General features: G+C 72.1%; 22 protein-coding genes and 2 pseudogenes. 13 read left to right on the top strand and 11 right to left on the bottom strand.

The genetic code is table 11. From position 1 onward, the window contains the following. Positions 1–34 precede the first annotated feature (34 nt). The 3 genes from ACFY9E_RS06810 (at position 35) to ACFY9E_RS06800 (ending at position 3251) form a co-directional block, all read left to right on the top strand. Positions 35–2596 (top strand): GH32 C-terminal domain-containing protein, encoded by a 2562-nt coding sequence (locus ACFY9E_RS06810; RefSeq protein WP_390979997.1) that lies wholly within the window; start codon positions 35–37, stop codon positions 2594–2596. A 14-nt stretch (positions 2597–2610) separates the two neighbouring features. Next, positions 2611–2910, top strand: coding sequence for an antibiotic biosynthesis monooxygenase (locus tag ACFY9E_RS06805; protein WP_390979995.1), 300 nt, complete (start codon positions 2611–2613; stop codon positions 2908–2910). A gap of 203 nt (positions 2911–3113) precedes the next feature. Further along, positions 3114–3251: a hypothetical protein gene (locus ACFY9E_RS06800; protein WP_390979993.1), complete on the top strand. Its 138-nt coding sequence runs from the start codon at positions 3114–3116 to the stop codon at positions 3249–3251. A 31-nt stretch (positions 3252–3282) separates the two neighbouring features. On the opposite strand, the gene ACFY9E_RS06795 is transcribed toward ACFY9E_RS06800, so the two are convergent. Both ACFY9E_RS06795 and ACFY9E_RS06790 read right to left on the bottom strand, forming a co-directional pair. Further along, the gene (locus tag ACFY9E_RS06795; RefSeq protein ID WP_390979991.1) at positions 3283–4077 is read right to left on the bottom strand and encodes an ATP-binding cassette domain-containing protein; all 795 of its coding nucleotides are present in this window, start codon (positions 4075–4077) and stop codon (positions 3283–3285) included. 97 nt (positions 4078–4174) lie between these two features. Continuing rightward, positions 4175–4636, bottom strand: a pseudogene (locus ACFY9E_RS06790) (ATP-binding cassette domain-containing protein); the annotation flags it as partial. A gap of 211 nt (positions 4637–4847) precedes the next feature. On the opposite strand from ACFY9E_RS06790, the gene ACFY9E_RS06785 reads away from it, so the two are divergent. Then, positions 4848–5681 carry an SDR family oxidoreductase gene (locus ACFY9E_RS06785; protein WP_390979989.1) on the top strand — a complete coding sequence of 278 codons (834 nt, stop codon included), beginning with the start codon at positions 4848–4850 and terminating at the stop codon, positions 5679–5681. A gap of 37 nt (positions 5682–5718) precedes the next feature. On the opposite strand, the gene ACFY9E_RS06780 is transcribed toward ACFY9E_RS06785, so the two are convergent. After that, positions 5719–6114, bottom strand: coding sequence for a hypothetical protein (locus ACFY9E_RS06780; RefSeq protein WP_390979987.1), 396 nt, complete (start codon positions 6112–6114; stop codon positions 5719–5721). Between ACFY9E_RS06780 and ACFY9E_RS06775 the strand changes: the two genes are divergently transcribed. After that, entirely contained in the window at positions 6107–6274 is a 168-nt protein-coding gene (locus tag ACFY9E_RS06775) for an ArsR family transcriptional regulator (protein ID WP_390979985.1), read from the top strand. The genes ACFY9E_RS06780 and ACFY9E_RS06775 overlap by 8 nt on opposite strands. A 41-nt stretch (positions 6275–6315) precedes the next feature. On the opposite strand, the gene ACFY9E_RS06770 is transcribed toward ACFY9E_RS06775, so the two are convergent. Beyond that, a complete protein-coding gene (locus tag ACFY9E_RS06770; protein WP_390979983.1) occupies positions 6316–9552 on the bottom strand; it encodes a BTAD domain-containing putative transcriptional regulator in 3237 nt (1078 codons plus the stop codon). 174 nt (positions 9553–9726) lie between these two features. Between ACFY9E_RS06770 and ACFY9E_RS06765 the strand changes: the two genes are divergently transcribed. The 5 genes from ACFY9E_RS06765 (at position 9727) to ACFY9E_RS06745 (ending at position 13630) form a co-directional block, all read left to right on the top strand. Beyond that, on the top strand, positions 9727–10269 hold the full coding sequence (locus ACFY9E_RS06765; RefSeq protein WP_390979981.1) for an NAD(P)H-dependent oxidoreductase: 543 nt from the start codon (positions 9727–9729) through the stop codon (positions 10267–10269). Between the two features lie 84 nt (positions 10270–10353). Continuing rightward, positions 10354–11241 carry an NAD(P)-binding domain-containing protein gene (locus tag ACFY9E_RS06760; protein WP_390979979.1) on the top strand — a complete coding sequence of 296 codons (888 nt, stop codon included), beginning with the start codon at positions 10354–10356 and terminating at the stop codon, positions 11239–11241. Positions 11242–11748: 507 nt separating this feature from the next. Further along, positions 11749–12810, top strand: a complete 1062-nt coding sequence (locus ACFY9E_RS06755; protein ID WP_390979977.1) for an N-acetylmuramoyl-L-alanine amidase — start codon at positions 11749–11751, stop codon at positions 12808–12810. Positions 12811–13057: 247 nt separating this feature from the next. Continuing rightward, a complete protein-coding gene (locus ACFY9E_RS06750; protein WP_390979975.1) occupies positions 13058–13288 on the top strand; it encodes an HVA1 family protein in 231 nt (76 codons plus the stop codon). Positions 13289–13294: 6 nt separating this feature from the next. Beyond that, entirely contained in the window at positions 13295–13630 is a 336-nt protein-coding gene (locus ACFY9E_RS06745) for a DUF3140 domain-containing protein (protein WP_390979973.1), read from the top strand. A gap of 54 nt (positions 13631–13684) precedes the next feature. Here the strand turns inward: ACFY9E_RS06745 and ACFY9E_RS06740 are convergent, their stop codons facing one another. From ACFY9E_RS06740 to ACFY9E_RS06710, 7 genes and pseudogenes are all read right to left on the bottom strand, one after another. Then, complete coding sequence (locus ACFY9E_RS06740) at positions 13685–13855, bottom strand: hypothetical protein (RefSeq protein WP_390979971.1); 171 nt, start codon at positions 13853–13855, stop codon at positions 13685–13687. 212 nt (positions 13856–14067) lie between these two features. Further along, positions 14068–14298 carry a hypothetical protein gene (locus ACFY9E_RS06735; RefSeq protein ID WP_390979969.1) on the bottom strand — a complete coding sequence of 77 codons (231 nt, stop codon included), beginning with the start codon at positions 14296–14298 and terminating at the stop codon, positions 14068–14070. 388 nt (positions 14299–14686) lie between these two features. Beyond that, positions 14687–15709: a CNNM domain-containing protein gene (locus ACFY9E_RS06730; protein ID WP_390979967.1), complete on the bottom strand. Its 1023-nt coding sequence runs from the start codon at positions 15707–15709 to the stop codon at positions 14687–14689. Then, positions 15706–17049 carry a CNNM domain-containing protein gene (locus ACFY9E_RS06725; protein ID WP_390979965.1) on the bottom strand — a complete coding sequence of 448 codons (1344 nt, stop codon included), beginning with the start codon at positions 17047–17049 and terminating at the stop codon, positions 15706–15708. Before ACFY9E_RS06725 ends, ACFY9E_RS06730 begins: the two co-directional genes overlap by 4 nt. Positions 17050–17312: 263 nt before the next feature. Next, positions 17313–17640 (bottom strand): annotated as a pseudogene (locus ACFY9E_RS06720) (MarR family winged helix-turn-helix transcriptional regulator); the annotation flags it as partial. Further along, positions 17639–19348: a hypothetical protein gene (locus tag ACFY9E_RS06715; RefSeq protein ID WP_390980321.1), complete on the bottom strand. Its 1710-nt coding sequence runs from the start codon at positions 19346–19348 to the stop codon at positions 17639–17641. The pseudogene ACFY9E_RS06720 and the gene ACFY9E_RS06715, both read right to left, overlap by 2 nt. 121 nt (positions 19349–19469) lie before the next feature. Continuing rightward, positions 19470–23492 (bottom strand): molybdopterin-dependent oxidoreductase, encoded by a 4023-nt coding sequence (locus tag ACFY9E_RS06710; RefSeq protein ID WP_390979963.1) that lies wholly within the window; start codon positions 23490–23492, stop codon positions 19470–19472. A gap of 193 nt (positions 23493–23685) precedes the next feature. On the opposite strand from ACFY9E_RS06710, the gene ACFY9E_RS06705 reads away from it, so the two are divergent. The 3 genes from ACFY9E_RS06705 to ACFY9E_RS06695 all read left to right on the top strand — a co-directional run bounded on the left by ACFY9E_RS06705 (position 23686) and on the right by ACFY9E_RS06695 (position 25638). After that, entirely contained in the window at positions 23686–24081 is a 396-nt protein-coding gene (locus ACFY9E_RS06705) for a cell division protein SepF (protein ID WP_390979961.1), read from the top strand. Between the two features lie 71 nt (positions 24082–24152). Then, complete coding sequence (locus tag ACFY9E_RS06700) at positions 24153–25286, top strand: ATP-binding protein (protein ID WP_390979959.1); 1134 nt, start codon at positions 24153–24155, stop codon at positions 25284–25286. Further along, positions 25279–25638 carry a MazG-like family protein gene (locus ACFY9E_RS06695; RefSeq protein ID WP_390979957.1) on the top strand — a complete coding sequence of 120 codons (360 nt, stop codon included), beginning with the start codon at positions 25279–25281 and terminating at the stop codon, positions 25636–25638. Before ACFY9E_RS06700 ends, ACFY9E_RS06695 begins: the two co-directional genes overlap by 8 nt. Positions 25639–25819: the final 181 nt, after the last annotated feature.

The following is a 25819-nucleotide window of genomic DNA, read 5'->3' as shown; positions in this document are numbered from 1 at the left end:
CCGCCGTGCGGACGGCCGCAGCACAGGAGACACGATGAGCTCAGGACGTGCATCCCGGCAGGCCCGTATACGGATGATCGCCGCTGCGGCGACCGTCTGCGCCCTGTCCGCAGCCGTACCGGCCCCCCAGGCGGTCGCTGCCGACACCCCGCCGTACTCCGAGACGTACCGGCCCCAGTTCCACTTCACCCCGGAGAAGAACTGGATGAACGACCCCAACGGCCTTGTGTACTACAAGGGCGAGTACCACCTCTTCTACCAGTACAACCCGAACGGCGACGCGTGGGGTGACATGTCCTGGGGCCACGCGGTGAGCACCGATCTCGTGCACTGGAAGGAGCTGCCGCTCGCCCTGTCGCACGACGACGAGGAGATGGTGTTCTCCGGCAGCGCGGTCGTCGACTGGAACAACACCACCGGGTTCGGTACCAGGAAGAACCCGCCCATGGTGGCGATCTACACCAGCCTTGACAAGGACACGGGCATCCAGGCCCAGTCGCTCGCCTACAGCACCGACCGCGGCCGCACCTGGACCAAGTACCAGGGCAATCCGGTCATCGACATCGGCTCCAAGGAGTTCCGCGACCCCAAGGTCCAGTGGTACGAGCCGACCAAGAGCTGGCTGATGACGGTGTCACTGTCCACCGAGCACAAGGTGCGCTTCTACTCGTCGAAGAACCTCAAGGACTGGGACCTGCTCAGCGACTTCGGGCCGGCCGGCGCGACGGGCGGCGTGTGGGAGTGCCCCGACCTGTTCCCCCTCGCGGTCGACGGGGACAAGGACAACATCAAGTGGGTCCTCGTGGTCAACATCAACCCCGGCGGCATCGCGGGCGGTTCGGCCGCCCAGTACTTCCTCGGCGACTTCGACGGCAAGAAGTTCACCGCCGAGGACAAGGGCACCTACACCCCGCCCACCGGCACGGTGATGCAGGACTTCGAGAACACCGACTTCGGTGCGTGGACGACCACCGGTACCGCGTTCGGCGCCGGACCGGCGGCCGGGGCGGTGGCCGGACAGGGGACCGTCGACGGTTTCGACGGCAAGGGCCTCGCCAACAGCTTCCACGGCGGTGACGCGACCACCGGCATCCTCACCTCGCCCGAGTTCACCGTCGACAGCCGCTACCTGAACTTCAAGGTCGGTGGCGGACGGCACCCGCACGAGTCCGGAACGCTCCTGGAGCAGGGAGATCCGCCCGCGGGAACGGTCCTGGCCGACTTCGAAGGCGGCAGCTACGGCGACTGGACGACGACCGGCCAGGCCTTCGGCTCGGCACCGGCCACCGGCACCCTCCCCGGCCAGCAGGAAGTCTCCGGATTCCGGGGCGGCGGCCTGGTCAACAGCTTCCTGAACGGCGACTCCACCACCGGCACCCTCACCTCGCCGGAATTCACCCTCGACAAGGACTACGTCAACTTCCTCATCGGCGGCGGCAACCACCCCACCGGCTCCGACCACCCCACCGCCGTCGAACTCCTCGTCGACGGCCAGGTGGTGCGCAGCACGACCGGAAAGGACGGCGAGGCGCTCAACTGGGCCTCCTGGAACGTCAAGGACCTCGCCGGCAGGAAGGCGCGGATCCAGATCGTCGACGACAACACCGGCGGCTGGGGCCACATCAACGTCGACCACATCATGCTGTCCGACGCCGCGGCGCAGCCCGTCTCCCAGGAGACGTCCGTCAACCTGGTCGTCGACGGCCGGATCGTCCGCAGCGCCACCGGCGCCAACAGCGAGAGCCTGGACTGGGCCTCCTTCGACCTGCGTCCCTACGCCGGCAAGAAGGCACGGATCCAGATCGTCGACCTGAACACCGCCGGCTGGGGCCACATCCTGGCCGACCGGTTCACCGCCGCCGACGCCCCCGCCAAGTCCGCCGTACAGCGCGCCGACTGGGCCGACTACGGCAAGGACTACTACGCGGCCGTGTCCTGGGAGAACGCGCCGGGCGGCAAGCGCTACATGATCGGCTGGATGAACAACTGGGACTACAGCGGCGCCATCCCCACCTCACCCTGGCGCGGCGCGCAGAGCATTCCCCGGGAGATGGCCCTGCGCACGATCGACGGCCGGATCCGGCTGACCAGCAAGCCGGTGGGCAGCCTGGAGTCCCTCCGGCAGAGCGGGCCGCCGACGGCGTCCGGCGTCACCGTGGCGAGCACCACCCAGCCGCTGATCGGCCCCGCGGCCGAGGGCAAGGCACTCGACATCGAGGCGACCTTCTCCCTCAAGGACGCCGAACGCTTCGGTCTGAAGGTGCGCACCGGCGCCGGAGGCGAGGAGACCGTCATCGGCTACGACACCACGACCCAGGAGCTGTACGTCGACCGCACCCGCTCCGGTGCCGTGGACTTCAACAGCACCTTCCCCGGTGTCCAGACCGCGCCGTTGAAGGCCGAGAACGGCAAGGTGAGGCTGCGGATCCTCGTCGACTGGTCGTCCGTCGAGGTCTTCGGCGGCAGCGGCGAGGCCGTGATCACCGACCAGATCTTCCCCGACCCCGCCGCCCGGGGAGTGCAGGTCTTCGCCGAGAACGGCTCGGTGAGGCTGGACCGGGCCCGCGTCTGGCACCTCGACTCCGCCCACGACTGACAAGGACACCACCCATGAAGAAGACCCTGTTCGCCGAGTTCACCGCCCGTGAGGGAGCCGAGGCCGAGGTCGCCCGCATGATCGGGGACTACGCCCTGAAGGTGCGCGAGGAGGAAGGCAACCTCGCCTTCGACGTCTACACCAAGGCAGCCCACCCGCGCGCCTTCTGGATCTTCGAGGTGTACCGGGACGAGGACGCCTTTCAGGCGCACCTGAACGCCCCGTACGGCGGCCCGTTCAACGCCGCCCTCACCCCGCTGATCGAGGAGGACGCCTCGGTGCTGACCTTCCTCGACCCGGTTTCGGCCCCTTGATGCGGCAACAGCCGGGCGCGCCATGGAGCCCGGTTGCACGGCGAGGGTCTACAACGCCTACAAGGAGACGCTCCACGACCAGCTGACGGCGGACCCCGAGGTGCAGGCCCTCCTGCCGTCGGACAAGAGCAGGTTCGGCGTGATGAACGACTTCCGCCTCCAGATCACCGCTGGACAGCGTACGAGCCGTACCGGTGCCGTCGGTGAGCGTCACCGACGGGCTGCCGGCCCGCGGCGACGTCGGCACCGCCCAGGTCGCGGCCAGGGCCGCGGCGGACGTGCCGATCAGTGCCACGCCGAGAGCGAGTGCCACGAACGTACCGGCGAACGGGGCCCAGTAGTGCCGCACCGAGTACAGGGAGATCCGCCACATCACCGCTCCCACATGCTCAGCCGGCGGGCGACCGCGTCGGCCGTGGGGTGATCGAGCCGTCCCGCGACCTTGCCGTCGGAGAGGAAGACCACCCGGTCCGCGCACGCCGCCACCGCAGGGTCGTGCGTCACCATGACCACCGTGCGCCCCGCCCGGTCGACCACGGCGCGCAGCAACTCCATGATCTGCCGGCCGCTGTGCCGGTCCAGGGAACCGGTCGGCTCGTCGGCGAAGACGATCTCCGGCTCGGCCACCAGCGTCCGCGCGATCGCGACCCGCTGCTGCCGGCCACCGGACAACTGCGCGGGCCGGCGATCGGCCTTGTCCGCCAGACCCACCTCGCGCAACGCCTCCATGACCCGGTCCCGCTTCACCGACCGGCGCCGCAGTCGCAGGGGCAGGGCCACGTTCTCGTACGCGGTCAGCATCGGCAGCAGGTTGAACTGCTGGAAGACGAAGCCGATCCGGCCGCGGCGCACCGCCGTGAGCTCCCGCTCGTCGCAGACGGCGAGGTCCGTGTCTCCGAGGAGGACCTTGCCGATGCCGGGCCTGTCCAGGCCGGCCGCGCAGTTCAGCAGCGTCGTCTTGCCGGAGCCGGACGGTCCCATCACAGCGGTCAGCGCCCGCTGCGAAAAGCCCAGACTGACCTCGCGCAGCACCGGGACCCGGTCTGCGGCCCCCGGGTAGCTCTTGGAGACGGCGGCCAGCTGGACGGCCGGCAGTCGCCGCCGCCGGATCGCGTGTGGCCATGACGACGGTACGCCCGGCCTGCTGCACCAAGGCGTGCAGCACATCCATGATCCGGCGTCCACCGGCGTGGTCGAGTGAATCCGTCGGTTCGTCGATGAAAAGGATCCCGGGGCCCGCCGGCAGGGTTCTGGCGATGGCGAGGCGCTTGCGCTGCTCGGCCGAGAGTCCGTCCACATTCCGCCCGGCCTCCTCCTCCAGACCCACGTGGCGCAGCGCTTCCAACGCGGCCGCCCGCCGGGCCCTGCGGCCGGTGGCACGGGACGCCCGGGCCACGTTCTGGTATGCGGTGAGCGCCGGGAGCAACTCGGGCTGCCGCGGAACGAAGAGACCTCGGAGTTCCGTGAGTTCCTGATCGTCCATGGCGTCCAGTTCCCGAAAGCCCCTGAAGACCTTGCCCTGGTTCGGCCGCTCCAGCCCCGAGGCGCAACGGAGAAGAGTGCTCTTGCCCGCACCGGAAGGACCCACGACCGCAGTCAGGGTGCGCTCCGGGAAGCCCACACTGGCTTCCTGGAGGGCCTGCCCAGGACCGGCGGCGTCGCGGTGGTCGACGCAGACTCTGACCAACTGGACAACGGGTAGGCGGACATCGGTTAACTGCGACATGTCGGGCAGCCCTCGTCTGGATCGGGATCTGAGGGTCTCAGTGCAGCAGTGCGGCCGAGGGGGAGGCAGTAGACCTGACAGGAGAGTCAGGGGGCGGGTTTCCCCCACCCATGGGGCGGCGTTCTCGACTCATGTCTCAAAGTCATCAGCAAGGGACCAGCGGGTTCTAGGCTCGGATGCGCCTTGTGATCACGGAGGAGCCAGAACAGCAGTGACTGACGAGCGTGTTGTCGTCGTGACCGGTGGAGGTTCGGGCATCGGGGAGGCCACCGCCCGGCTGCTCCGCGAAGAAAGCCATCATGTGGTCGTCTCGGGCCGGCGGAGCGAGCCGTTGCGACGTCTCGAAGAAGAGATCGGGGTACTCGCGCACCCCTCCGATGTGAGGGACCCCGAGGCCGCCGACGGTCTCGTCCAGGCAGCCCTGGACGCGTACGGACGACTCGACGGGCTTGTGCTCAACGCGGGCATCGGGCGCGGTGGGACCGTGGGCGACCTGTCGCTGGAGGACTGGGACGAGGTGATGCGCACCAACGTCACCGGTCCGCTGCTGCTTCTGCGTGCGGCGATTCCGCACTTGCTTCAGGCGAGAGGGGCGGTGGTCGCTGTCGCCTCGGTGTCCGCCCTGCGCAACGGTACGAGCAACGCCCCGTACGCCACGTCCAAGGCAGCCCTGCTCCAGCTCTGCCGTTCCGTCGCCGTCGACTACGGGCGTCGGGGAGTGCGGGCCAACATCGTGTGTCCGAGCTGGGTGAGAAGCGAGATGGCCGACCGCCGCATGGCGCGCTTCGCGGCGGAGGCGGACCTGCGGGGTGAGGGCGTGGACGGCGCCTATGAGGAGGTGACCGGACTTCTTCCCCTGGGGCGTCCGGGTGAGCCGCGTGAGATTGCGGAAACCATCAGCTGGCTGCTGTCCCCGGCAGCGTCCTATGTGAACGGTGCCGTGCTCACCGTCGACGGCGGGGCGACGGCCCTGGACCCCGGGACGCTGGCGTTCGACTTCCGGGTCGCGCCCCGCCACGACGAGGTGCCCGACCCTCCCCGATGAACGGCCCGGACCTGCAACTGCCGTGCCGCCTGCCCGGTTACTCGCTGTGGGTCGGGGCCACGGTGTCGATGGGCCGGCCGTGGCAGGGCAGTGCACCGGCGGTGTGGAAAGCCTCCTCAACGAGCTGCATCCCTCCATCAGCTGGCACGCGCCCCTGCTCCAGGTGGACAACGAACAGGAAGGGCAGCGAGCCGACCCGCTCGGGGAGGGCCTGGTCATCGCTCCGTCGTTGTTCGCGCCCGGGCCGATGGTCCTCGACGCGGAGACGGGCGGCCAGGGCGCGCCCGTCCTGGTCTACAACGTCACGCCCACCACCGACACCGCCGCCGGCCTCTGGCAGCAGCATCAGGAGGACAGGGCGGCTGCTCTGAGCGACGTCCTCGGGCACACCCGCGCGAACGTCCTGGAAATCCTTACGGTCGCCCGTGTCCATCAGCGAGATATCCCGCCGTCTCGACCTCTCCCACCCCTCCGTCAGCAGGCATCTGGCTGTCCTGCGCAGGTCCGGGATGGTCGCGGCCGAGCGCCGGGACAACCTGACCCTGCACCGCCTGACCCATCTCGGTGAGGCAGTACTCGGCCGGAGGGACTGATCGGCCCCGACAACGGCCGGGACGGCCTGACCGTTCGGGCCTCATGGTGCCTGCGGGTGGGTTTCCGCCAGGGCTTCCGCCTCGTGGTCGCGTCGGGTGCCGGCGGTGAACTCGCGGTCGTACGTGGCCTCGTCGATCGTGGCGCGCAGGCGGGCCGCGATGCGCTCCACGTCTCCCCGCTCCGCCGGGGGGTGCGGGGCGCCGGCCCGTTCCCGGGTCGCTGCCGCCGTGCCGAGGAGGCGGGCCGCGCGTTCCGGGGCGCCTGCCAGGGAGTAGGCGCCTGCCAGGCCTTCGAGGGCCAGGGCGACCGAGCGGGGGTCCTTGGTCGTGGCGGCGGCGGCGAGGCCGTCCCGGTGATGGGCCAGGGCCCGGCCGGCGTCGCCGCGTTGTTCGGCGATGAAGCCCAGCTCGGCCAGGACCAGTGCGAGGCCCGGGCCGTCGCCGCGGCGGCGGTTCCAGGCGAGCCAGGGGCGCAGCCACTCCTCGGCGGCGTCGAGGCGGCCCTGGCGGCGGGCGCTGAGGGCGAGGCCCAGTGCGGCGAACTGCTCGGCCGGCTGGTTGCCCTGCCCGACCGCGATCCGCAGGGCCCGTGTGTGCAGGTCGTCTGCCTCGTCGTAGCGCTGGGTGAGCAGGGCGATCCTGCCGAGGCCCGACAGCTTCGTCGACATCTCCGGCCATGTCTCCAGGGCCTGGGCGATCCGCAGGCTCTCCCGGTGCAGTTGGGCCGCCAGGTCGTAGTCGCCGTTGATCTCGGCGAGCCTGCCGAGCACATCGGTCGTCTTCAAACGGCCCCACAGATCGCCCAGTTCCGCGAAATGGGCGCGGGCTTCCTCGGCGTTGCCGCGCAGCGACTCCAGGTCCCCACGGGCCAGGGCGAAACACGCGCGCGTCGTCAGCGCGGCGGCCGTTCCCCACGCGTCGCGCAGGGTACGGAAGCGGACCAGGACGCGCTCGACCCGCTGCTCGCCCTTGACCAGCGCCCCCACCGTCCACTGCGCGTGCGCCAGGAACCACTGCGCCCTGGTCGACTCCAGGGTCGACTCGGGCGGGTACTCCTCCAGGGCGTCGCACTCCCGCTCGTGCTCCCCGAGCAGCAGACGGATGCCCGTGTACCAGAACACCGTCTCCACGCGCTCCTCGGGCGCGGCCTCGCCCGGCGTGTCCAGGGCCGTCGCCAGCGCCCTGCGGGCCTCGCCCAGACGGCCACGGACATACCAGTACCAGGTCAGCGAGTTGACCAGGCGCAGCGCCTCCTGCGCGGCCCCGGCCCGGTCGGCCTCCGCCAGCGCACGCTGCACGTTGGCCGCCTCCAGGTCCAGGTACTGGAACCAGCGGGACTGCTCCCGCTCGTGCAGATGCGGCCGGGCCCGCTCGGCGAGCCGGACGCAGTGACGCAGGTGCCGGGCGGCGGTCTCGGCGTGCTCACCGGACTCGGCGAGCTTGTCACGCGCGTAGACCGCGACCGACTCCAGCAGCCGGTAGCGCGGGCCCTGCGGGCCCTCGGTGCGGACGGCCAGGGAGCGTTCCACGAGCAGACTCAGCGCGTCGAGGACGTCGGCGGGGGACACGCCGCCGCCGGAGCACACGTCCTCGGCGGCCCGCAGAGCGCACCCCTCGGCGAACACCGACAGCCTGCGCAGCACGGTCCGTTCGCGGTCGTCGAGCAGGCTCCAGCTCCAGTCGAGGGTGGCCTGCAGCGTCCGGTGGCGCGAAGGGGCGTCGCGGTAGCCGCTGTTGAGCACCTTGAAGCGGTCGTCGAGCCGGTCGTGCAGTTCCCTGATGCCCAGCGACCGCACACGCGTGGCGGCCAGTTCCAGGGCGAGCGGGATGCCGTCGAGGCGCCGGCACACATCGGCGACCAGGGGGGCGGTGGTGGTGTCGAGCACGAACTCCGGGTCCGTCGCCCTGGTCCGGTCCACGAAGAGGCGTACGGCCCCCGCGCTCGTCAGCGCGTCGAGGTCCGGGTGGTCCTCCGGGGGCAGTGACAGGGGCACCACCGGGTACACCGTCTCGTCCCGGGTGCGCAGGGGTTCCTGACTGGTCGTCAGGATGTGCAGGTGGGCGGCCCGGCTCAGCAGCAGGCCGGCCAGTCGCGCGACGGCCTCCACGACGTGTTCGCAGTTGTCCAGCACGAGCAGCAGCCGCCGGCCCGCCAGCGCGTTCGCCAGGCGGTCGGCCGGACCCTTGGCATCGTCGTCCGAGGTGCTCTCCCGGATGCCCAGCGTCGCCATCACCTGCTCGGCCAGCGCCTCCGCGCCGGCGAACCGTTCCAGGCCCCCGGCGTCCGCGAGCTCCACCAGCCAGGTGCCCTCGCCGAACGCGCCCGCCAGACTCTCCGCCGTGGCCTGGGCGAGACGGGTCTTGCCGACCCCGCCCGGGCCGGTGAGCGTCACCAGGCGGCGTCGTAAGAGCAGCGTCCGGATCGCCCGTACGTCCTGCTCGCGGCCCACCAGGGGCGAGGCCGAACCGGTCGGGCCCGGCCCCGCCTGCACCCCCGCGGCGGACGACGCGGGCGGCTCCGGCCGGGCCAGAACCGGGTCGTGGCGCAGGATGGACCGCTGCAGCGCCTCCAGGGACGGTCCGGGCGTCAGCCCCAGCTCCTCGTCGAGCCGGCGCCGCAGATCGTTGAAGCAGTCGAGCGCGTCGGAGGAGCGCCCCGCCTGGTACAGCGCCCACATCAGCGCGCCCCGCAGCCCCTCGCGCAGCGGATGCTGCTCCACCAGCTCCGTCAGCTCGCCCACCAGCAGGCTGTGCTCGCCCAACTCCAGTCGCACCGAGGCGTGTTCCTCCACCGCCGTCAGGCGCTCCTCCTCAAGGCTCGCCGCCGTCGGCCGTACGGACGGCTGGTCGGCGAACTCGGCGAAGGCGGGGCCGCGCCACAGCGCCAGGGCCTCGGTGTACAGCGCCGCGCGCGTCACCGGGTCCTCACCGGAGCGGGCCCGGGCGACCAGTTCGCGGAACCGCCCGGCGTCGAGCGCTCCGGCCGGGACGTCCAGGACGTATCCGGGCGGCCGGTGCGCGACCAGTTCGCGGCCGCCCGCCTCCGCGTCCTGCAACGCACGCCGCAACTGGGAGACCTTGGCCTGGAGCGACGCCGTCGGCCGTGCCGTGAACGTCGAGCCGCCCCACAGGTCCTCGATGAGCCGCGCCGCCGGGACGACCTGCCCGTGGTGGGCGAGCAGATCGGCGAGGAGCATGCGCACCTTGACTTCGGGTACCCGCACGACACGACTCTCGTCCGTGCGCACCTCCAGCGGCCCCAGCACCCCGAATTCCATGATCTCAGCGTAACCGGCCGACGACAGGCGCGACGGGCGACGAAAAGGGCTCGGCCACCGTCCCGAAGGGCGTCCCCGCAGCGTTTCCGAAGTCGTCCGAAGCGAATCCGAAGGGGCATATGCCAGGGTTCCCCGAGGAATGCGGTTCGGCGCTGGTGCGGAAGGCGGGGGCAGGTGGCCGAGAATGAACGACTGCGGCTGGCGATCATCATCGGCAGCATCAGGAAGGGCCGGTTCGGGCACGTCGCGGCGGAATGGCTGGCCTCACGGGCCCGGTTGCGGCCCGACTTCGACGTGGACGTCATAGACCTCGCCACGGCCTGGCTGCCCGACGTGATGTCCGCCGACCCGTCGGCGCCCCGGCCCCAGGCCGTCAAGGACCTCGCGCCCTGGCTGGAGGCGGCCGACGCGTTCGTGGTGGTCACGCCCGAGCACCACCAGACGTTCCCGGCGTCCTTGAAGAACGCGATCGACTGGTACGACGAGGAGTGGCACGCCAAGCCCGTCGGATTCCTCTCCTACGGCGGATCCTCCAGCGGGTTGTGCGCGGTGGCGGCCCTTCGTCAGGTCTTCGGAGATGTCCACGCCGTCCCGCCGCACGCTTCCACCGCGACATCCAGGGGCTTCTCCCTGCACGCCCACGCCCACACCGACGTCGACCTCGAACTCCGAGGCCGGGTCCTGGTCGGCCTGGAGCCAGGAACCGTCTTCCGCTGAGTCGACGCCGAGGACGTCTTTTCACCGGCGCGCCCCCGTGCCGGACCGTACAGCACACCACTTTCGAACTGGAGGAACACATTCATGGGTGACAACCACACCTCGGTGTCGGTGCTCGGCCTCGGCCTGATGGGGCAGGCCCTGGCCGCCGCCTTCCTGAAGGCGGGTCACGCCACGACCGTGTGGAACCGCTCGGCGGACAAGGCCGACGCCCTCGTCACGGACGGCGCGGTCCTCGCCGCGAACCCCGCCGACGCCGTCGCCGCGAGCGACCTCGTGGTCGTGTGCGTGTCGACCTACGACGTCGTGCACGACGTCATCGGATCGCTCGGCGACGCCCTGAGCGGCAAGACCGTCGTCAACCTGACCACCGGCTCCTCCGAGCAGGCCCGGCAGACCGCCGAGTGGGCGGAGAAGAACGGCGCGCAGTACCTCGACGGCTCCATCATGATCACCCCGCCCGGCATCGGCGCTGCGACCTCCGTCCTCTTCTACGCCGGTGACCCGGCCGTCTTCGATGCCCACGAGCCCGTGCTGAAGCTCCTCGGCGGCGGCACCACCTACCTCGGCCCCGACCACGGCAAGCCCGCCCTGTTCGACGTGTCGTTGCTCGGCCTGATGTGGGGTGCCCTCAACAGCTTCCTGCACGGCGTGGCCATCGTGGAGACCGGCGGCGTCAAGGCCCAGGAGTTCCTGCCCTGGGCCCACATGTGGCTCGACGCCATCAAGATGTTCACGGCCGACTACGCCGCCCAGATCGACGCGGGCGACGAGAAGTTCCCGGCCAACGACGCCACCCTGGAGACGCACCTCGGCGCGCTCAAGCACCTCGTGGAGGAGAGCGAGGCGCTCGGCGTCGACACCGAACTGCCCAAGTACTCCGAGGCGCTGATGGAGGGCATCATCGCCCAGGGCCACGCCAAGAACAGCTACGCCAGCGTCGTGAAGGCGTACCGTCGCCCGAACCGGTGAGCACCGGGCCCGGTATTCGCTTCACCCCCTGATGAAGGGGCCGGTGCCGGATCCCCCGTCGGAACCGGCCTCTTGCCCCTGCCCGGAACCCCGGCGCCCATAACAGAGAACGGCGACAGCACGAGCCCTCCCGCCTGCGCCGAACCCTTGACCCCCTCCGCATCGCCGGCGTCCTGTCCTTCGCCCAGCACCGGCCGACGTCGCCCTCCCAGATGCCGCAGCGTCGTAATCGCGCCGATTTCACGGACGTTGCGTACGGCGAGGTGAGCGATGGGGCGAGCGGCGCGAGAATGGGGGAGCCTGACCCACGCTCCCCCATCAGGCTCGCTCCGATATCGGCATGCTTTGCGAATCGGCACGCTCCGAGATCGGCACCTTCCGAGATCGGCATGCTCCGCGAATCGGCACCACTCCCGGATCGGGCACGCCGCGCGAACAGGCGCGCTCCCCAGATGTGATCGGACCGTCTTCGACCGGCCCCCACACGCCGGAACGGAGGACTGACTCATGGCCACCCCACTCACCGCCGCCCGGCTCGTCGCCGCGTTGAAGGCCGAGGGCTGCGCCGTTCACGAGGTCGCCGGCTGGCGCACCAACAACCGCAACCACAAAGGCCCTTGGGGCCCCGTGCACGGTGTGGTGATCCACCACACCGTCACCGGCCCCGGCACGGACGTCGTCAGACTGATCTTCCAGGGCCACAGCGCCCTGCCCGGCCCGCTCGCCACCGGGTGCATCACCAAGGACGGCGTCGTGCACCTCGTCGGCAACGGCCGGGCCAACCACGCCGGCGGCGGCGACGACGACGTGCTCAACGCCGTCATCGGCGAGTCGTACGGCACGTATCCGCCCCCGACGCACGAGCACGACGGGTCGGCAGGCGCGGTCGACGGCAACGCCCGCTTCTACGGCTGGGAGTGCGAGAACAAGGGCGACGGCAAGGACCCGTGGCCGCCCGCCCAGTACCTCGCGATGGTCAAGGCCACCGCCGCGATCTGCCGCGCACACGGCTGGGGCCCCAAAAGCGCCATCGGCCACCTGGAATGGAGCGACTGGAAGGTCGATCCGCGCGGATTCGACATGGCCGGCTTCCGCCGTGACGTCGCCGACGCCCTGGCCCGTCCGGCGGGCTGGTGGGAAGGAGAGGACCCCATGCCCCAGTACGTCAACCTCGGTGCCGCCGCGCAGTATCGACTCGCGCCCGGCGCCTGGGACTCGGTCGAGTTCACCGCGGAGTGGACCGACGAGACCGGCGACCACGCCACCGGCGGAAGCGTCTTCGTCCGCGGCCCGGCCCGCTTCAGCGGAACCCTCAGCCTCCACCTCGACGGCCTGCCGCCCGGCGCGGTCGTCCAGGCGCGCATGTCGGAGTACGAGGGCGACCAGCTCCGCGCGGACCACCCGATCCACGAGATCGTCGGGACGGGCGGCGGCACCTACGCCGTCCTGCCGGTGGCGAAGCGGATCGCGTCGGGCCGAAGCATGCGGGTGCGGCTGCTCAACCAGGCCGCGGTGCCGGTCACCGTCGCGAGCGCCGTACTGACCGTGCTGGTGTGGAAGGAGCCGTGAGGCGCCGGCGCCACCTCGCCGCGTGCAGGCCGGGGCCCGTGCTCGTGGATCCCCGTCGTCGGCTCGCTGATCGGCGGTCTGCTGGGTGGCGTCATCCGCTCTCCGACGCCCTGCGGGAGACGATCGCCCACCGCGGCACGCACACCGGGCCACGAACCCGAGCGGGCCGGCGCATGCCGAGCTGCGCCCTGACCGCCGAGCCCGCACGCTGGAGGAACAGCACACTCCTGCGCGAGGGAGCACCGGCATGGCGAAGGGCCGCAGCGAGAGCGGGAAACCGAAGAAGGGCGACAAGGTCACCTGGAGCAGTCACGGCAGCCGTACCGAGGGCGAGGTGGAGAGGGAGATCACGGAGCGGACCGAGGCATCCGGCCGCACGGTCGACGCCTCGCCGGACGACCCGCAGTACGAGGTGCGCAGCGACAAGTCCGGCAGGACCGCGGTGCACAAACCGTCCGCCCTCAAGAAGAAGAAGTGAGGCGGTGTGGACGCCGAGGAACGCGAGGAGACCTGGAGCGACTTCCGTGAGCTGGTGAACATGACACCGGCCGGTCTGGAGAGGTGGCTGGCGTCCGACGCATCACAGAGCGCCGGGCAGCATCAGGACGGCGGCGAGTCCACCGGGCATGCCTCCGGCCGGCGGATCGTGGCGATCCTGCGGGCCGACAAGGGCGACCTCACCGACGACGACTACCGGCACATGCGCAAGGTCGTCGGCTATGTCCGCCGGCACCTGGCCCAGCGGCCCTCCGGCGACGTACGGGACACACGGTGGCGGTACTCCCTGATGAACTGGGGCCACGACCCGCTCGGCGGGTGAGGGCCCCGCGTGCGGGGAGCGTCCCCTCGGGGGAGACCCGGCGGCCCCCGGGGATCACTGCGCGCCGGACTCCTGCGGGGCCGGGGCGACGCCGTTCAGGGCCTGGCTCATCTGGTGCTGCGTCTCCTCGGCCACCACACGGGCCTCCTCGACGACATCACCTCGTTCGCGGATGAGGCTCTCGTAGATCGGCAGTTCTTCGGTCCGGGGCGAGTCGGGTATCACAGCGGTGTTCCTATCGCTTTGCAGTCGGGATCTGAAGGGTTCGAGTAAGTCTGCGTCACGGCCCCCCACCGCGTTACTCACCCCCGTGGTGTCCAGATTTCCTTCACGTGCTTCGCAAATCCCCCACGTCCGAGACCCGTGGCCGACGCCCGCCGCACGCACCCGAAAGGGCCCCGGGAATCGCTTCCCGGGGCCCTTCGGTGCGGATGTCGTCAGAGCGACGTCGTGTGGACGCCCGCGTTCGCGCCCGCGGCGGCGCCCTCCGGCGAGAGGGTCGCCTGCAGGGTGGCGCAGGCCTCGCCGGTCAGGGGGCCGACCAGGCCGGCGGAGAGGCCGCCCACGAGGCCCGCGGAGACACCGACGCCGCCCGCGTTGCCGCCGGCGACGGTGTCCAGGTCGGCGTCGGAGAGCTCGGCGGTGTCGACCCGAGAGGTGAGGTTCATGGGGGTGTTTCCCTTCGCGTGAATGTCTCGCAATGGCGGTGAGCGCGGGTGATGCCGGAATCCGGGGACTTGGATTCCGCCCCGGCCGCTCCCGCCGTGCGGAGGATCAAAGCACCCCCCGCGCAGGAGAGCCAACCGCCCGCCGGCGCTGCGCGGCCGGGTTCCGCGACCGCCTTCACCGCTGTGACCACGAGGTCACCGGATGCGCCCACTCCTTCACACAGCCCGTCGCCCGGACGGGCGCGGGAGGGTTGCGCCCCGATTCCCGAAGCGGGCACTTCCCCGCCAAGTTCCCATGCCGACGAGCGGATTCGGCGGCGGGCCGGGCACCCCGCCGCCTCCCGGTGCGCGGTGTGCAGATGTGCTGGAGGTTCGGGCCCCGTCCCCGTCAGGCCGCCGCGGCCGGCTGCATCAGACGGGCCAGCAGGTCGTCCAGGGTGACCAGGCCGGTGAGCCGGCCGGAGCCGTCGCGGACCACGGCCAGGGACGACCGGCGGCGGCGCAGCACCTCGATCGCGTCGGCGACCGTGGCGGTCTCCGCCAGTTCGGGCACCGGCCGGGCGAGGTCCCGCGCGGTCGTGGCCCGGCCCCGGGCCCGGGCCACCAGGGCGTCCCGGGCGTGAACCGAGCCGAGGACGACGCCGTTCTCCCGGACCAGCAGCCGGGTGCGGTCGTGTTCGGCGGCGAAGCGCAGCAGCGCGTCGAGATCCGCGCCGCCCTCGGCCCAGGTGATCTCGGCGGCCGGGATCCGCAGCGCGGCGACCGGTGTCTCCGGCTCGGTCAGGGAGCGGGTCAGCAGCTCCGAATCGGTCGCGCTGATCAGCCCCAGCCGCTCCGACTCCTCCACCAGGTGCGTCAGCTGCTCCCGGTTGTGCACCGAGGCCAGCTCGTCGCGCGGGGCCACCCGGCACAGCCGTACCAGGGCGTTGCTGACCCGGTCGAGCAGCCGGATCACGGGACGTACGGCCCGCACCACGGCACGGAAGGTGGGCGACAGCAGCATCGCCGAACGTTCGGGGTGGGCGATGGCCCAGGACTTGGGCGCCATCTCGCCGACCACCATGTGCAGGAACACCACCACGACCATGGCCACGGCGAAGGCGACGCCGTAGCTCAGGGCACTGGGCAGGCCCAGTGTGCGCAGCAGCGGGTCGAGTTCGTGCGAGATCGCCGGTTTGGACACCGAGCCCAGGCCCAGCGTGCACACGGTGATGCCCAGCTGGGCGCCGGCCAGCATCAGCGACAGCTCGCGCATCCCGGCCAGCGCGGCCCCGGCGCCGCGCCGCCCCTCGGCCGCCGCCTTCTCCATGCGGTGCCGCTTGGCGGCGACCAGCGCGAACTCGGCCGCCACGAAGAAGCCGCTGCCGGTCAGCAGCAGCACGGTCACGAAGACCGCCATCGGGAAACTCACGCGATCTCCTCGGCTTCCACGGCCTGCACGAGCGGGCTGATCCGGACGCGGTCGGCCACGTGCCGGTCCAGCGTGCGGACGTCGATCACGACCCGGCCGCCCCCGGGCAGTTCGACCGTGACCCGGTCGCCGACCGTCGGGAAGCGGCCGAGCCGGTCCACGACCAGGCCGGCCACGGTGTCGTAGTCGTCGTCCTCCGGCAGCCGGACACCGGTCGCCTCGGCCACCTCGTCGACCCGGCGGCCGGCGTCCACCAGCCAGCCGTCGCCGTCCGCGACGGCGAGCAGGGTGACATGGTCGGACTCGTCGGCGATGTCGCCGACCAGTTCCTCGGCGATGTCCTCGTACGTGACGATGCCCGCCACGCCGCCGTGCTCGTCGAGGACGACCGCGAACTCGTCGTCCTGCTCCCGCATCCGCGTCACCGCGTCGGGCAGGGCGAGCGTGTCCGGCAGCAGCAGCGGCCGCCGGGCCACCTCACCGGCCCGCGCACCGGCCAGGCGGGCGGCGGGCAGCGCCATCAGCTCGCGCACGCCCAGCACACCGACGATGTCGTCCGGGTGGTCGCCGAGCACCGGGTAGTTGGAGTGGCCGTGCCGGGCGATCAGGCCGACCGCCTCCTCGGCGCCGGCGTCCTTGCGGATGAACACGGCGTCGGCGCGCGGCACCATCACCTCGTCGAGGGCGCGCTCGGAGAACTCCAGCGCGTGGTCGAGCAGCGCGGCGGTGTCCTCGGGCAGTTCACCCCGCTCGTGGGACTCGCCGATGAGGTGGCCCAGCTCCTCCAGCGTGGCGCCGTGGTGCAGCTCCTCGACGGGCTCGATCCCGGCCTTGCGCAGCAGCCGGTCGGCCGCGCTGTCGAAGATCCTCACGACAGGGCCGACGACTTTCAGATACGCCAGGGTGGACGGGGCCAGCGCCTTCGCCAGCCGCTCGGGCACGGCGATCGCGAGGTTCTTCGGGGCGAGTTCGCCCAGCACCATCTGCACGACCGTGGCCAGCACGAAGGCGAGTACGACGGCGATGCCGCCGACGGCCGCGCCGGGCAGGCCGAGCCCCGACAGGGCGGGCCTGAGCAGCGCCGACACGGACGGTTCGGCGATGAAGCCGACCACCAGCCCGGTGACGGTGATGCCGAGCTGCGCGCCGGACAGCATGAACGACAGCCGCTCCAGCACCTTGAGGGCACGGGCGGCCCCGCGGTCCCCGGCTTCGGCCTCGCGCGCGAGGGTGAGCCGGTCCGCGGAGACGTAGGCGAACTCCTGGGCGACGAAGTAGCCGGTGCCGGCGGTCAGCACGAACACGGCGAGCAGGCCCAGCAAGGCCTCGGCGGCACTCATCGAACACCACCCCGCCGGGTGCCGCGGTCACTCATGTCGTGGCGGGATGGTCGGGGACTGTGCCCCGGAGGGTCCGTCGATCTGGCGGACAAGGACGTGCTCCTTATGTGTGGTGTGTCTCCGGTACAACGATCGTCGTCACGCCGGTGTTCCCGGATTCTACGGCCGTGTAGATGAAGCAGCCCGGGAGCGCGGGGGACCGCTGCTCGTTCGTGACGGGCGGACGCCGGGTCCCCCGGCGCGGCCCAGGTGAACCGCCCGGCTCACTCCGTGCGGGAGTCCCCCGCGAGTTCCGGCACCAGCCCCCGCAGCGCCGCGCACTGGTCCGGCCCCATGAAGCGGGCCAGGGACTCGGTGACCGTCTCGGCGAGTGGGGCGGAGGCGTCCTTCAGCAGGTCGCGCGCCTTGTCCGTCAGGGGTGACCTCGACGCCCCGCCTGTCCCCGCAGACCGACCTGCGGGTGACGAGGCCGGCCTGCTGGAGGCAGGCGATCTGGTAGGTCGGGCGGGTCTGGCCCAGGAGCTCCGCGACGCGGGGCATGCGCAAGCCGCCCTCGGGCTGCTCCGCGAGCAGGCACAGGACCAGGAGGTCAGCCCGCCCCGCGCACGGCGTCCTGCACATCCGTGCTCGACAGGGTCTGCGGCGACGCGGTGAACGCGCGCAGACGGATCCGGACACCCGGCCGGGGCAGGAGGAAGCGGCCCCCGGGCGCCCGGAGTTCGTAACGGGCGGTGCCGTGCGCGGGCAGGGTGCGCGGGCCCCGGACGACCCGCCAGTACGGGTCCATGCCCTGGCCCGTGGTCAGGGTGAAGTGCGGGGCGAGGGCCGTGTCGCCGACGTTGGTGACCTGGAGGGCGAGGCGGGAGACGGCCGCCGCGGTGGGATGCCGGACCGCCGCGACCCGCATCCGCAGGGGTGGTGTGCCCGTCGCCGCCACGGCCGCGCAGGCCAGCGCGGGCGCGAGCAGCAGGGCGGTGGTGGCGATCCGGGCCGGGCGGCGGCCGGGCCCGGACAGCGGACGGGGGCGAGGCTGCCAGGCCCCGGCGAACGCCGACGCCGGAGCGGTCACCGCCGCCGCCAGCCACAGCGGCGTCATCAGCAGGTAGTAGCCGTCCTGCGACCGGGTCGCCAGGTAGAACGCGCACCAGGGCAGCACGGTCGCGGCCGGGCCGAGCCGCCGTACGAACAGCACCAGCAGCACGAGCAGTCCGGCGAGGAGCAGCAGGCTCGCGTGGGAGTACCAGTCGATCCGGTCGCTGCCGTTTGTCAGATACAGCGAGATGCCCACCACGCCCTGGCCGTGCAGCACCGCACCCTGGGTCAGCGGCAGGGCGATCCCCGTCAGCCAGCGCCCCGGCTCGCTCACGACGAAGTACGCGTTGACCAGCAGCCACACCCCGGCCACGGCCGCGGAGAACCGCAGCACCACCAGCGCCGCCGCCCGCCCGCCCGACTCGCCGCGCCGCACCGCGTAGATCCCGGCCAGCAGGAACGGCGCCAGGAACCAGGGGAGTTGCTGCGCCGCGCACGCCGCACCCAGACACGCGGCCCGCGCCAGGCCCGCCGCCCCGAGCCGCCCGCCCTCACCGGTCCGGGTCCAGCGCACCACCACCGGCACCAGCAGCGCCAGCGCCACGATCGCCGGGTAGCCGAGCCGCCCGTACGACGGCAGCATCCCGAATCCCAGACACACCAGGGTCGCCGCCGACCGCCACGGCGCCGGCAGCATCCACCACAGCGCGACGGTCCCGGCGATCAGGGCACCCGTGCTCACCGCCGTCGCCGGAGTGCCGCCGTGGCCCAGCCACAGCAGCGGCACGGTCAGCAGCGGCGCCAGGGGCGGATAGCCGTAGGTGAAGTCGTAGCCGCCGGTCACCGTCGGGGTGAGGGCCACACCGTGGCCGAAGAGCCAGGGCCACGGCTGCCCGTACACCAGGTGCCCCGCGGCCAGTTCGCGCGCCGCCTGGGTGGTGAGGAGGGCCTCGTCGGAGCCGTTGTGGAGCATGATCCACGAGCACAGGGTGAGCGTCACGCCCGTCACCAGCACACACAGGTCCACCCGGGCCAGCGACCGGGCCCGGCGGACGGCCAGGGCCAGCACCCCGCACGCCAGGATCGAGGCGTAACACAGCGAGATCACCGCGGCCACGGCCGGACGGTGACTCGCCGCCGACGTCCACACAGCACGCGTACCGATCAGCAGACCGACGTCGGCGAGCAGGGTCAGGACGCGGTGCCACTGGGCCGGGGGAGCCTCGGGCACGGGCGCCGCCGACTGCGTGCGCGGGCCGGGCACCACCAGCGTCGTTTCTGCCGAGTACACGCCGAAGGACGCTAATCGCCGCCGGTGAGCGGGGCCCGGACGGAGGTGAAGATTCCGGTGTGATCCGGGTAAGGGGCCCGTTCGGTCGGGACCCGCCTCAGTACACGTCCCGCACGTACCGCTTGTCCGAAGCGAGCTGCTTCACATACGCGGCGGCCTCCGCCTCGCCCAGCCCCCCGTGCGCCACCGCGATGTCCCGCAGCGCCCGGTCCACGTCCTTCGCCATCCGGGAGGCGTCGCCGCAGACGTAGAAGCGGGCCCCCTCGCACAGCCAGTGCCACAGCTCCGGCCCGTGCTCGCGCATCCGGTCCTGCACGTACACCTTGTTGCGCTGGTCCCGGGAGAAGGCGGTGTCCAGGCGCGTGAGGACGCCCTCGTCGCGCAGCGCCGTCAGCTCGTCCTCGTAGTAGAAGTCCGTCGCCCGGTGCTGCTCCCCGAAGAACAGCCAGTTGGGGGCCCGGTGGCCGAGCGCCCGCCGCTCCTCCAGGAAGCCGACGAAGGGCGCCACGCCGGTGCCCGGACCGACCATGACCATCGGCACCGAGGCGTCGGCCGGAGGCCGGAAGTGCGGCGAACGCTGCACGAACACCGGCACCTGGGTGTCCGGTTCGGCGTCCGCGAGGAACGGCGAGCAGACCCCGCCGCGCGCCCGTCCGCGCAGGTTCTCGTACCGCACCACGGACACCGTCAGGGCCACCCGGTGGGGATCGGCCAGCGGGCTGGACGATATGGAGTACAGCCGTGGCTGGAGCCTGCGCAGCACCCCGGCCCACTCCTCGGCGCTCGCCCGCACGGCGTACTCGGCGAGCACGTCCACGGCCTGCCGTCCCCAGCTCCACTGCGCCAGCCCGTCCCTGTTGTCGGGCCGCAGCAGCCTGCGCAACTCGTGCTTGTCCCGGGCGCGTTCGGCGACGAAACGCAGCAGGTCCGGGGTGATCCGGGTGATGTCGAGATGCCGGTGCAGCGCCTGGCCGAACGGCACCTCCCCGACACCGTCGACCGTCACGACCGCCTCCGAGTCCACCCCGGTCACCGCCAGCCACTCCTCCACGAGGGCGGACGCGTTGACCGGCCGCACCCCGAGCGCGTCCCCGGCCTCGTAGGCCAGGTCCGACCCGCTCGTGTCGAAGGTGAACCGCCGCACTTCCTTGCCCGCCCCGGCCCCGCTGAGCAGCCGGTTGCCGACGAGACGGGCGGTGGTGACGGGCTTGGGCCGTGCCCCGGCGGGTTTCCCGGCCGGGGCGGCGGCCTTCTCGCCCAGCGCCGACAGCACCTGGTCGAGCCACTCCCCGGCGGACGGCTCGAAGTCCGGCTCGCAGTCCGTGCGCGGGGCCAGCCGCACCCCGCCCAGCTCGCCGAGGCGCGCGTCCAGCCGTCGCCCGTGCCCGCAGAAGTCGTCGTACGAGGAGTCACCGAAGGCCAGCACCGCGTACCGCACCCCGTCCAGCCGCGGCGCCTGCTCGGCGGCGAGCGCGTCCCAGAAGCCGGAGCCGTTGTCGGGCGCGTCGCCGTCCCCGAAGGTGCTGGTGATGAAGAGCAGGTCCGCCGTGCGGGCGAGCGTGCCGACGTCGGCGTCGTCCATGCCGACGAGGGTCGCGCGGTGCCCGGTCGAGGTCAGCCGCTCGGCGGTGGCGGTGGCGAACTCCTCCGCGTTCCCGGTCTGCGAGGCCCACAGCACGACGACCTCCCGTCCGGGCCGCTCCTGCGGCACGGCCGCCCCGGTCCGTGAGTACATGCCGGCCAGGACCCCGTTCACCCACAGCGCGTGCTCGGGGGAGAAAGGCGCGTCGGGCGGCAGCACCGGCACCCCGGGGGCACCCGAGCCGAGCCCGGCGAGGAAACCGGTCAGGTACCGGCGCTCCTGGGCGGACAGCACCGGGGGAGGGGAGGGTTCCAGACCGAAGGGATTCGCGACGCCCGGTGTCACGGCCGTGGGCGTCAGGGCCGGCGCCTCCGGGGCGGGCGCCGCCACCTTCGCCAGCGACACCGCACAGACCTTGAACTCCGGCTGGAACGACAGCGGATCCACCGCGTCGCTCGTCACCGCGTTGATGCTCAGGTACTCGCCGAACAGGTCGTTCCAGTGGAACGGCGCGAAACAGCACCCGGGCCGCACCCGGTCCGTCACCACCGCGGGCAGCACGGCCCGCCCGCGCCGCGAGGCCACCTCGACGAGGTCGCCGTCGGCGATCCCGAGCGCCGGGGCGTCCTCCGGGTGGAGCTCCAGGAACGGCCCGGGATCCAGCTTGGTGAGCTTGGCCACCTTCCCGGTCTTGGTGAGCGTGTGCCACTGGTGCTGCACCCGCCCGGTGTTGAGCGTGAACGGATAGTCCTCGTCCGGCATCTCGGCGGCGGGCAGGTGCGGCCGCGCGAAGAAGACCGCCCGCCCCGAAGCCGTCGGAAAGCGCAGCCCCTCGTCCCCCACGTACCGGATCGGATTGCGCTCCGGCCCGTCCTCCCGCGCGGCCGGCCACTGCACGGGTGTCTCACGCAGCCGCTCGTACGTGACCCCGCTCAGATCCCACCCCGTCCTCGGGTTCCGGAACCGCCGGATCTCCTCGAAGACCTGCTCGGCACTGTCGTACGAGAACCCCTTCTCGTAGCCCATCGCGCACGCCACCCGCGCGATGATCCGCCAGTCGGCCATCGCCTCCCCGGGCGGGTCCGCGGCGGCGCGGGTCAGGGTGAGGCTGCGCTCGCTGTTGACGAAGACGCCCTCCGCCTCGGTCCACATCGCGCCCGGCAGGACGACATCGGCGTACGCGTTCGTCTCGGTCTCCGCGAACACGTCCTGCGTGACGACGAACTCGGCGGCCTCCAGGCCCTCGATGACCGTACGGCGGTTGGCGACCGAGGCGACCGGGTTGGTGCAGATGATCCAGCAGGCCTTGATCTCCCGGTCGGCCATCCGCCGGAACATCTCGACGGTGCCCTGCCCGGCCCCGTCGGCCCGCAGCGTCCCCGGCGGCAGTTCCCAGATCTCCTCGGTGAACGCCCGCTCCTCCTCGACGAGCACCGACCGCTGCCCCGGCAGTCCCGGCCCCATGTACCCCATCTCGCGCCCGCCCATGGCGTTGGGCTGCCCGGTCAGGGAGAACGGCCCGGCGCCCGGACGGCAGATCGCTCCCGTCGCCAGATGCAGGTTGACCAGGGCGTTGGTGTTCCAGGTGCCGTGGGTGGACTGGTTCAGGCCCATGGTCCAGCAGCTCATCCACCGCCGGCCCGCCGCACCGATGATCCGGGCGGCCTCGCGCAGGTCGTCCTCGGCGAGGCCGGTGATCTCGGCGACGGCCGCCGGGTGGTAGTCGGCGAGGAACCCGGGCAGGGCCTCCCAGCCCTCGGTGTGCGCGGCGACGAACTCCTCGTCCACCCGGCCGCTGTCGTGCAGCAGACGCAGCAGACCGTTCAGCAACGCGAGATCGGTCCCCGGCCTGACCTGGAGGAACAGGTCGGCCTTGGCGGCGGTGGCGGTCCGCCGGGGATCGACGACGATCAGCTTGGCGCCCGCCTTGACCCGCTCCATCATCCGCAGGTAGAGGATCGGATGGCAGTCGGCCATGTTCGACCCGATGACGAGAAAGGCGTCCGCCCGGTCGAAGTCCTCGTACGAGCCGGGCGGGCCGTCCGCGCCCAGCGACAGCTTGTAGCCGGTGCCCGCGCTCGCCATGCACAGCCGCGAGTTCGACTCGATCCGGTTCGTCCCCACGAACCCCTTGGCCAGCTTGTTCGCCAGGTACTGCGCCTCCAGGCTCATCTGCCCGGAGACGTAGAAGGCGACCGCGTCCGGCCCGTGCTCGTCGACGATCGCCCGCAGCCGCGCGGCCGTCTCGGCGATCGCGTCGGCCACCGGCGCCGGGGCCGCCTCCGCGCCCCGGTCGTCCCGCACCAGCGCGGTGGTCAGCCGCCCGGGCGCGGCCAGCATGTCGGCCGTGGTGGCGCCCTTGGTGCACAGCCGCCCCGCGTTCGCCGGATGCGCCTTGTCACCGGAGGCCTTCAGCACCGTGCGCCGCCCGTCCGGGCCCGTCCCCACGTCGAGGACGAGACCGCAGCCCACACCGCAGTACGAGCAGACGGTGCGCACCTGCCGCGTGTCCGGCCGGCTTCCGGGGGTCGTGGTCATGCCCCGACGGTACGAATCGCCCGTTACGCCTCTGTCACACGGCTTGATCATCAGGGGTTACGCCCGTCACACAACCGCCTTCAGGCCGTTGTGAGGTGCAATGAGGTCGCGGAGCGTGTCGCTGTTGGGCCGAACGGGTGACTCTGCGCAAGAATTGCCCGATGCAGACAGCGAGCGCGACCCAGGACGGAGCATGCCGGTGAACAGCCACGATGTCACCGACGAACAGTGGGAGGGGCTCGCCCAGGTCGTACCGCTGCGGGGCCGGGACGCCTGGCCGTCCGCCGTCGGCCACCGGTCCATACCCGAGGCCGAGACGCAGACCCGCCGCCGTTTCGTCGTCCTGCGCGTGAACGTCTTCGCCGACGCCCGCGACGTCGCCGAGCGGCTGATGGCGGGCGTCCCCGTCCTCCTCGACCTCACCGGCGCGGAGACGGAGGTCGCCAAGCGGGTCCTCGACTTCAGCACGGGCGTCGTCTTCGGTCTGGCGAGCGGAATGCACCGGGTGGACCGCAACGTCTTCCTGCTGACGCCGGCGGGGACCGAGGTGACCGGGCTGATGGAAGGAGCGGGGCTCCCCGGGATGTGACCGTAGCCCGATCGTAGGAAGCCCCCGGAGACGGAACGGTTCGTCCCGCCGACGGGGCCTACCGTCCGGCTATGACCCAGCCCGCCCTCCCCGACCGCCCCCGCATCACCGAACTGCGCCTGGCCGCCTTCGCCACCCACCGCCGCGCCGCGTTCCCGCTCGGGCCCCTCACCCTCCTCGCCGGTCCCAGCGGCTGCGGCAAGACCAGCGCGCTGCGGGCGTACGAGGCCCTCGCCCGGCTCGGGGGCGGCGCCGAGCTCGGCGAGGTGTTCCCCGACCCCGTCGCCTGCGTACCGGAACGCGCCCGGCCCGACGCGCAGCGCCGCCGCGGCTTCCGGATCGGCTGCACGGCCGACGGCCCCGCCGGGCCGGTCCGGCTCGACGTGGCCGTGCAGGCCGAGCCCGAACTGCGTGTCGTGGGCGAGCGGTTGACGGCCGACGGCCTGGTCCTGCTGGAGACCGCCCTGCGCGACCCCGGCAAGCGCGCCGTGCAGGCCGCCTGGCACACCGCCGGGCCCACGCCGGTGACCCGCGGGCCGCTCCCGGACGACCGGCTCGGCACCCCCCTGCTGCCGCTGCGCGTGGCCGGCAGGACACCCGGGCAGTGCAGGGTGCTGGCCGCCGCCGAGCAGATGGTCGTCGCCCTGCGCTCCGCCTTCGCCTGCGACCCCGAACCCGCCCGCATGCGCGGCCCCGTGGCGGCCGGCTCCGGCCGTCTGCTGGGCGGCTGCGGCAACCTCGCCGACGTGCTGTGGCGCACCCGCGCCGAGTGCGGGCGGCGGCACGCGCAGTTCGTGGCGGCGGTGCGGGCGGGATGCGCGGGACCGGTGGCGGACGTGCTGGCCCGGCTGGACGGCGCCGGATCGGTCACCGCCGCCGTCGACCGGGGCGACGGCTCCCGTACGGACCTGGGCCGGCTCGGCCACGGCGAACTGCGCTACCTCGCCCTCGCGTTGGTGCTCTTCACCGGACCCGGCGTGCTGGAGATCGACCCGGCCGGCGAGGTGCCGGCCGCCCTCCAGACGCTCACGATCCTCGCCGACGGCTTCGACCGGGGCCTGGACCCACGGCAGCGGCGGGAACTCCTGGGCATCGCGGCCCGGATGTGCGAACGGGGGCACATCCGGCTCGTCGGCTCGGTCAGCGACGGCTCCTGGGCCGCCGGGACGGACGGGGCCACGGTGGTACACCTGGACCGTGACTGATCCACTGGACGCACCGCAGCCCGGCCCCCGCCGCCAGCCCCTGGACGTGGCGGCACTGCAACGCCGGCTGGCCGAATTCGCTGCCGCGCGGAACTGGCAGCCGTACCACACCCCCAAGAACCTGGCCTCCGCCCTCAGCGTGGAGGCCTCCGAACTGGTCGAGATCTTCCAGTGGTTGACGCCCGAGGAGTCGGCCCGGGTCATGGCCGACCCGGACACCGCGCACCGCGTGAGCGACGAGGTCGCCGACGTGCTCGCGTACCTGCTCCAGCTGTGCGAGGTGCTCGGCATCGACCCGCTGGCGGCGCTGGACGCGAAGATCGACCGGAACGAACGGAGGTTCCCGATCTAGCGACACGACCCCGCCCCTGGGAGCCGAACAGTCCACTTGTACGCTGCGTAGTCAAAATGCGGCCCGAATCCGAATTGTTGTCCGCAGATTTCCGTCTTCCTCTGGCTTTTCGTCTCACTCACCCTCACTCTGGGTAGTGAACAAGGGAGTTCGGGCAGACAGACGCGCACGGCGCGTCGGA

Source organism: Streptomyces sp. NPDC012466, from assembly GCF_042955215.1.
Lineage (GTDB): Bacteria > Actinomycetota > Actinomycetes > Streptomycetales > Streptomycetaceae > Streptomyces.
This window is presented reverse-complemented; position numbering and strand designations above follow the sequence as displayed.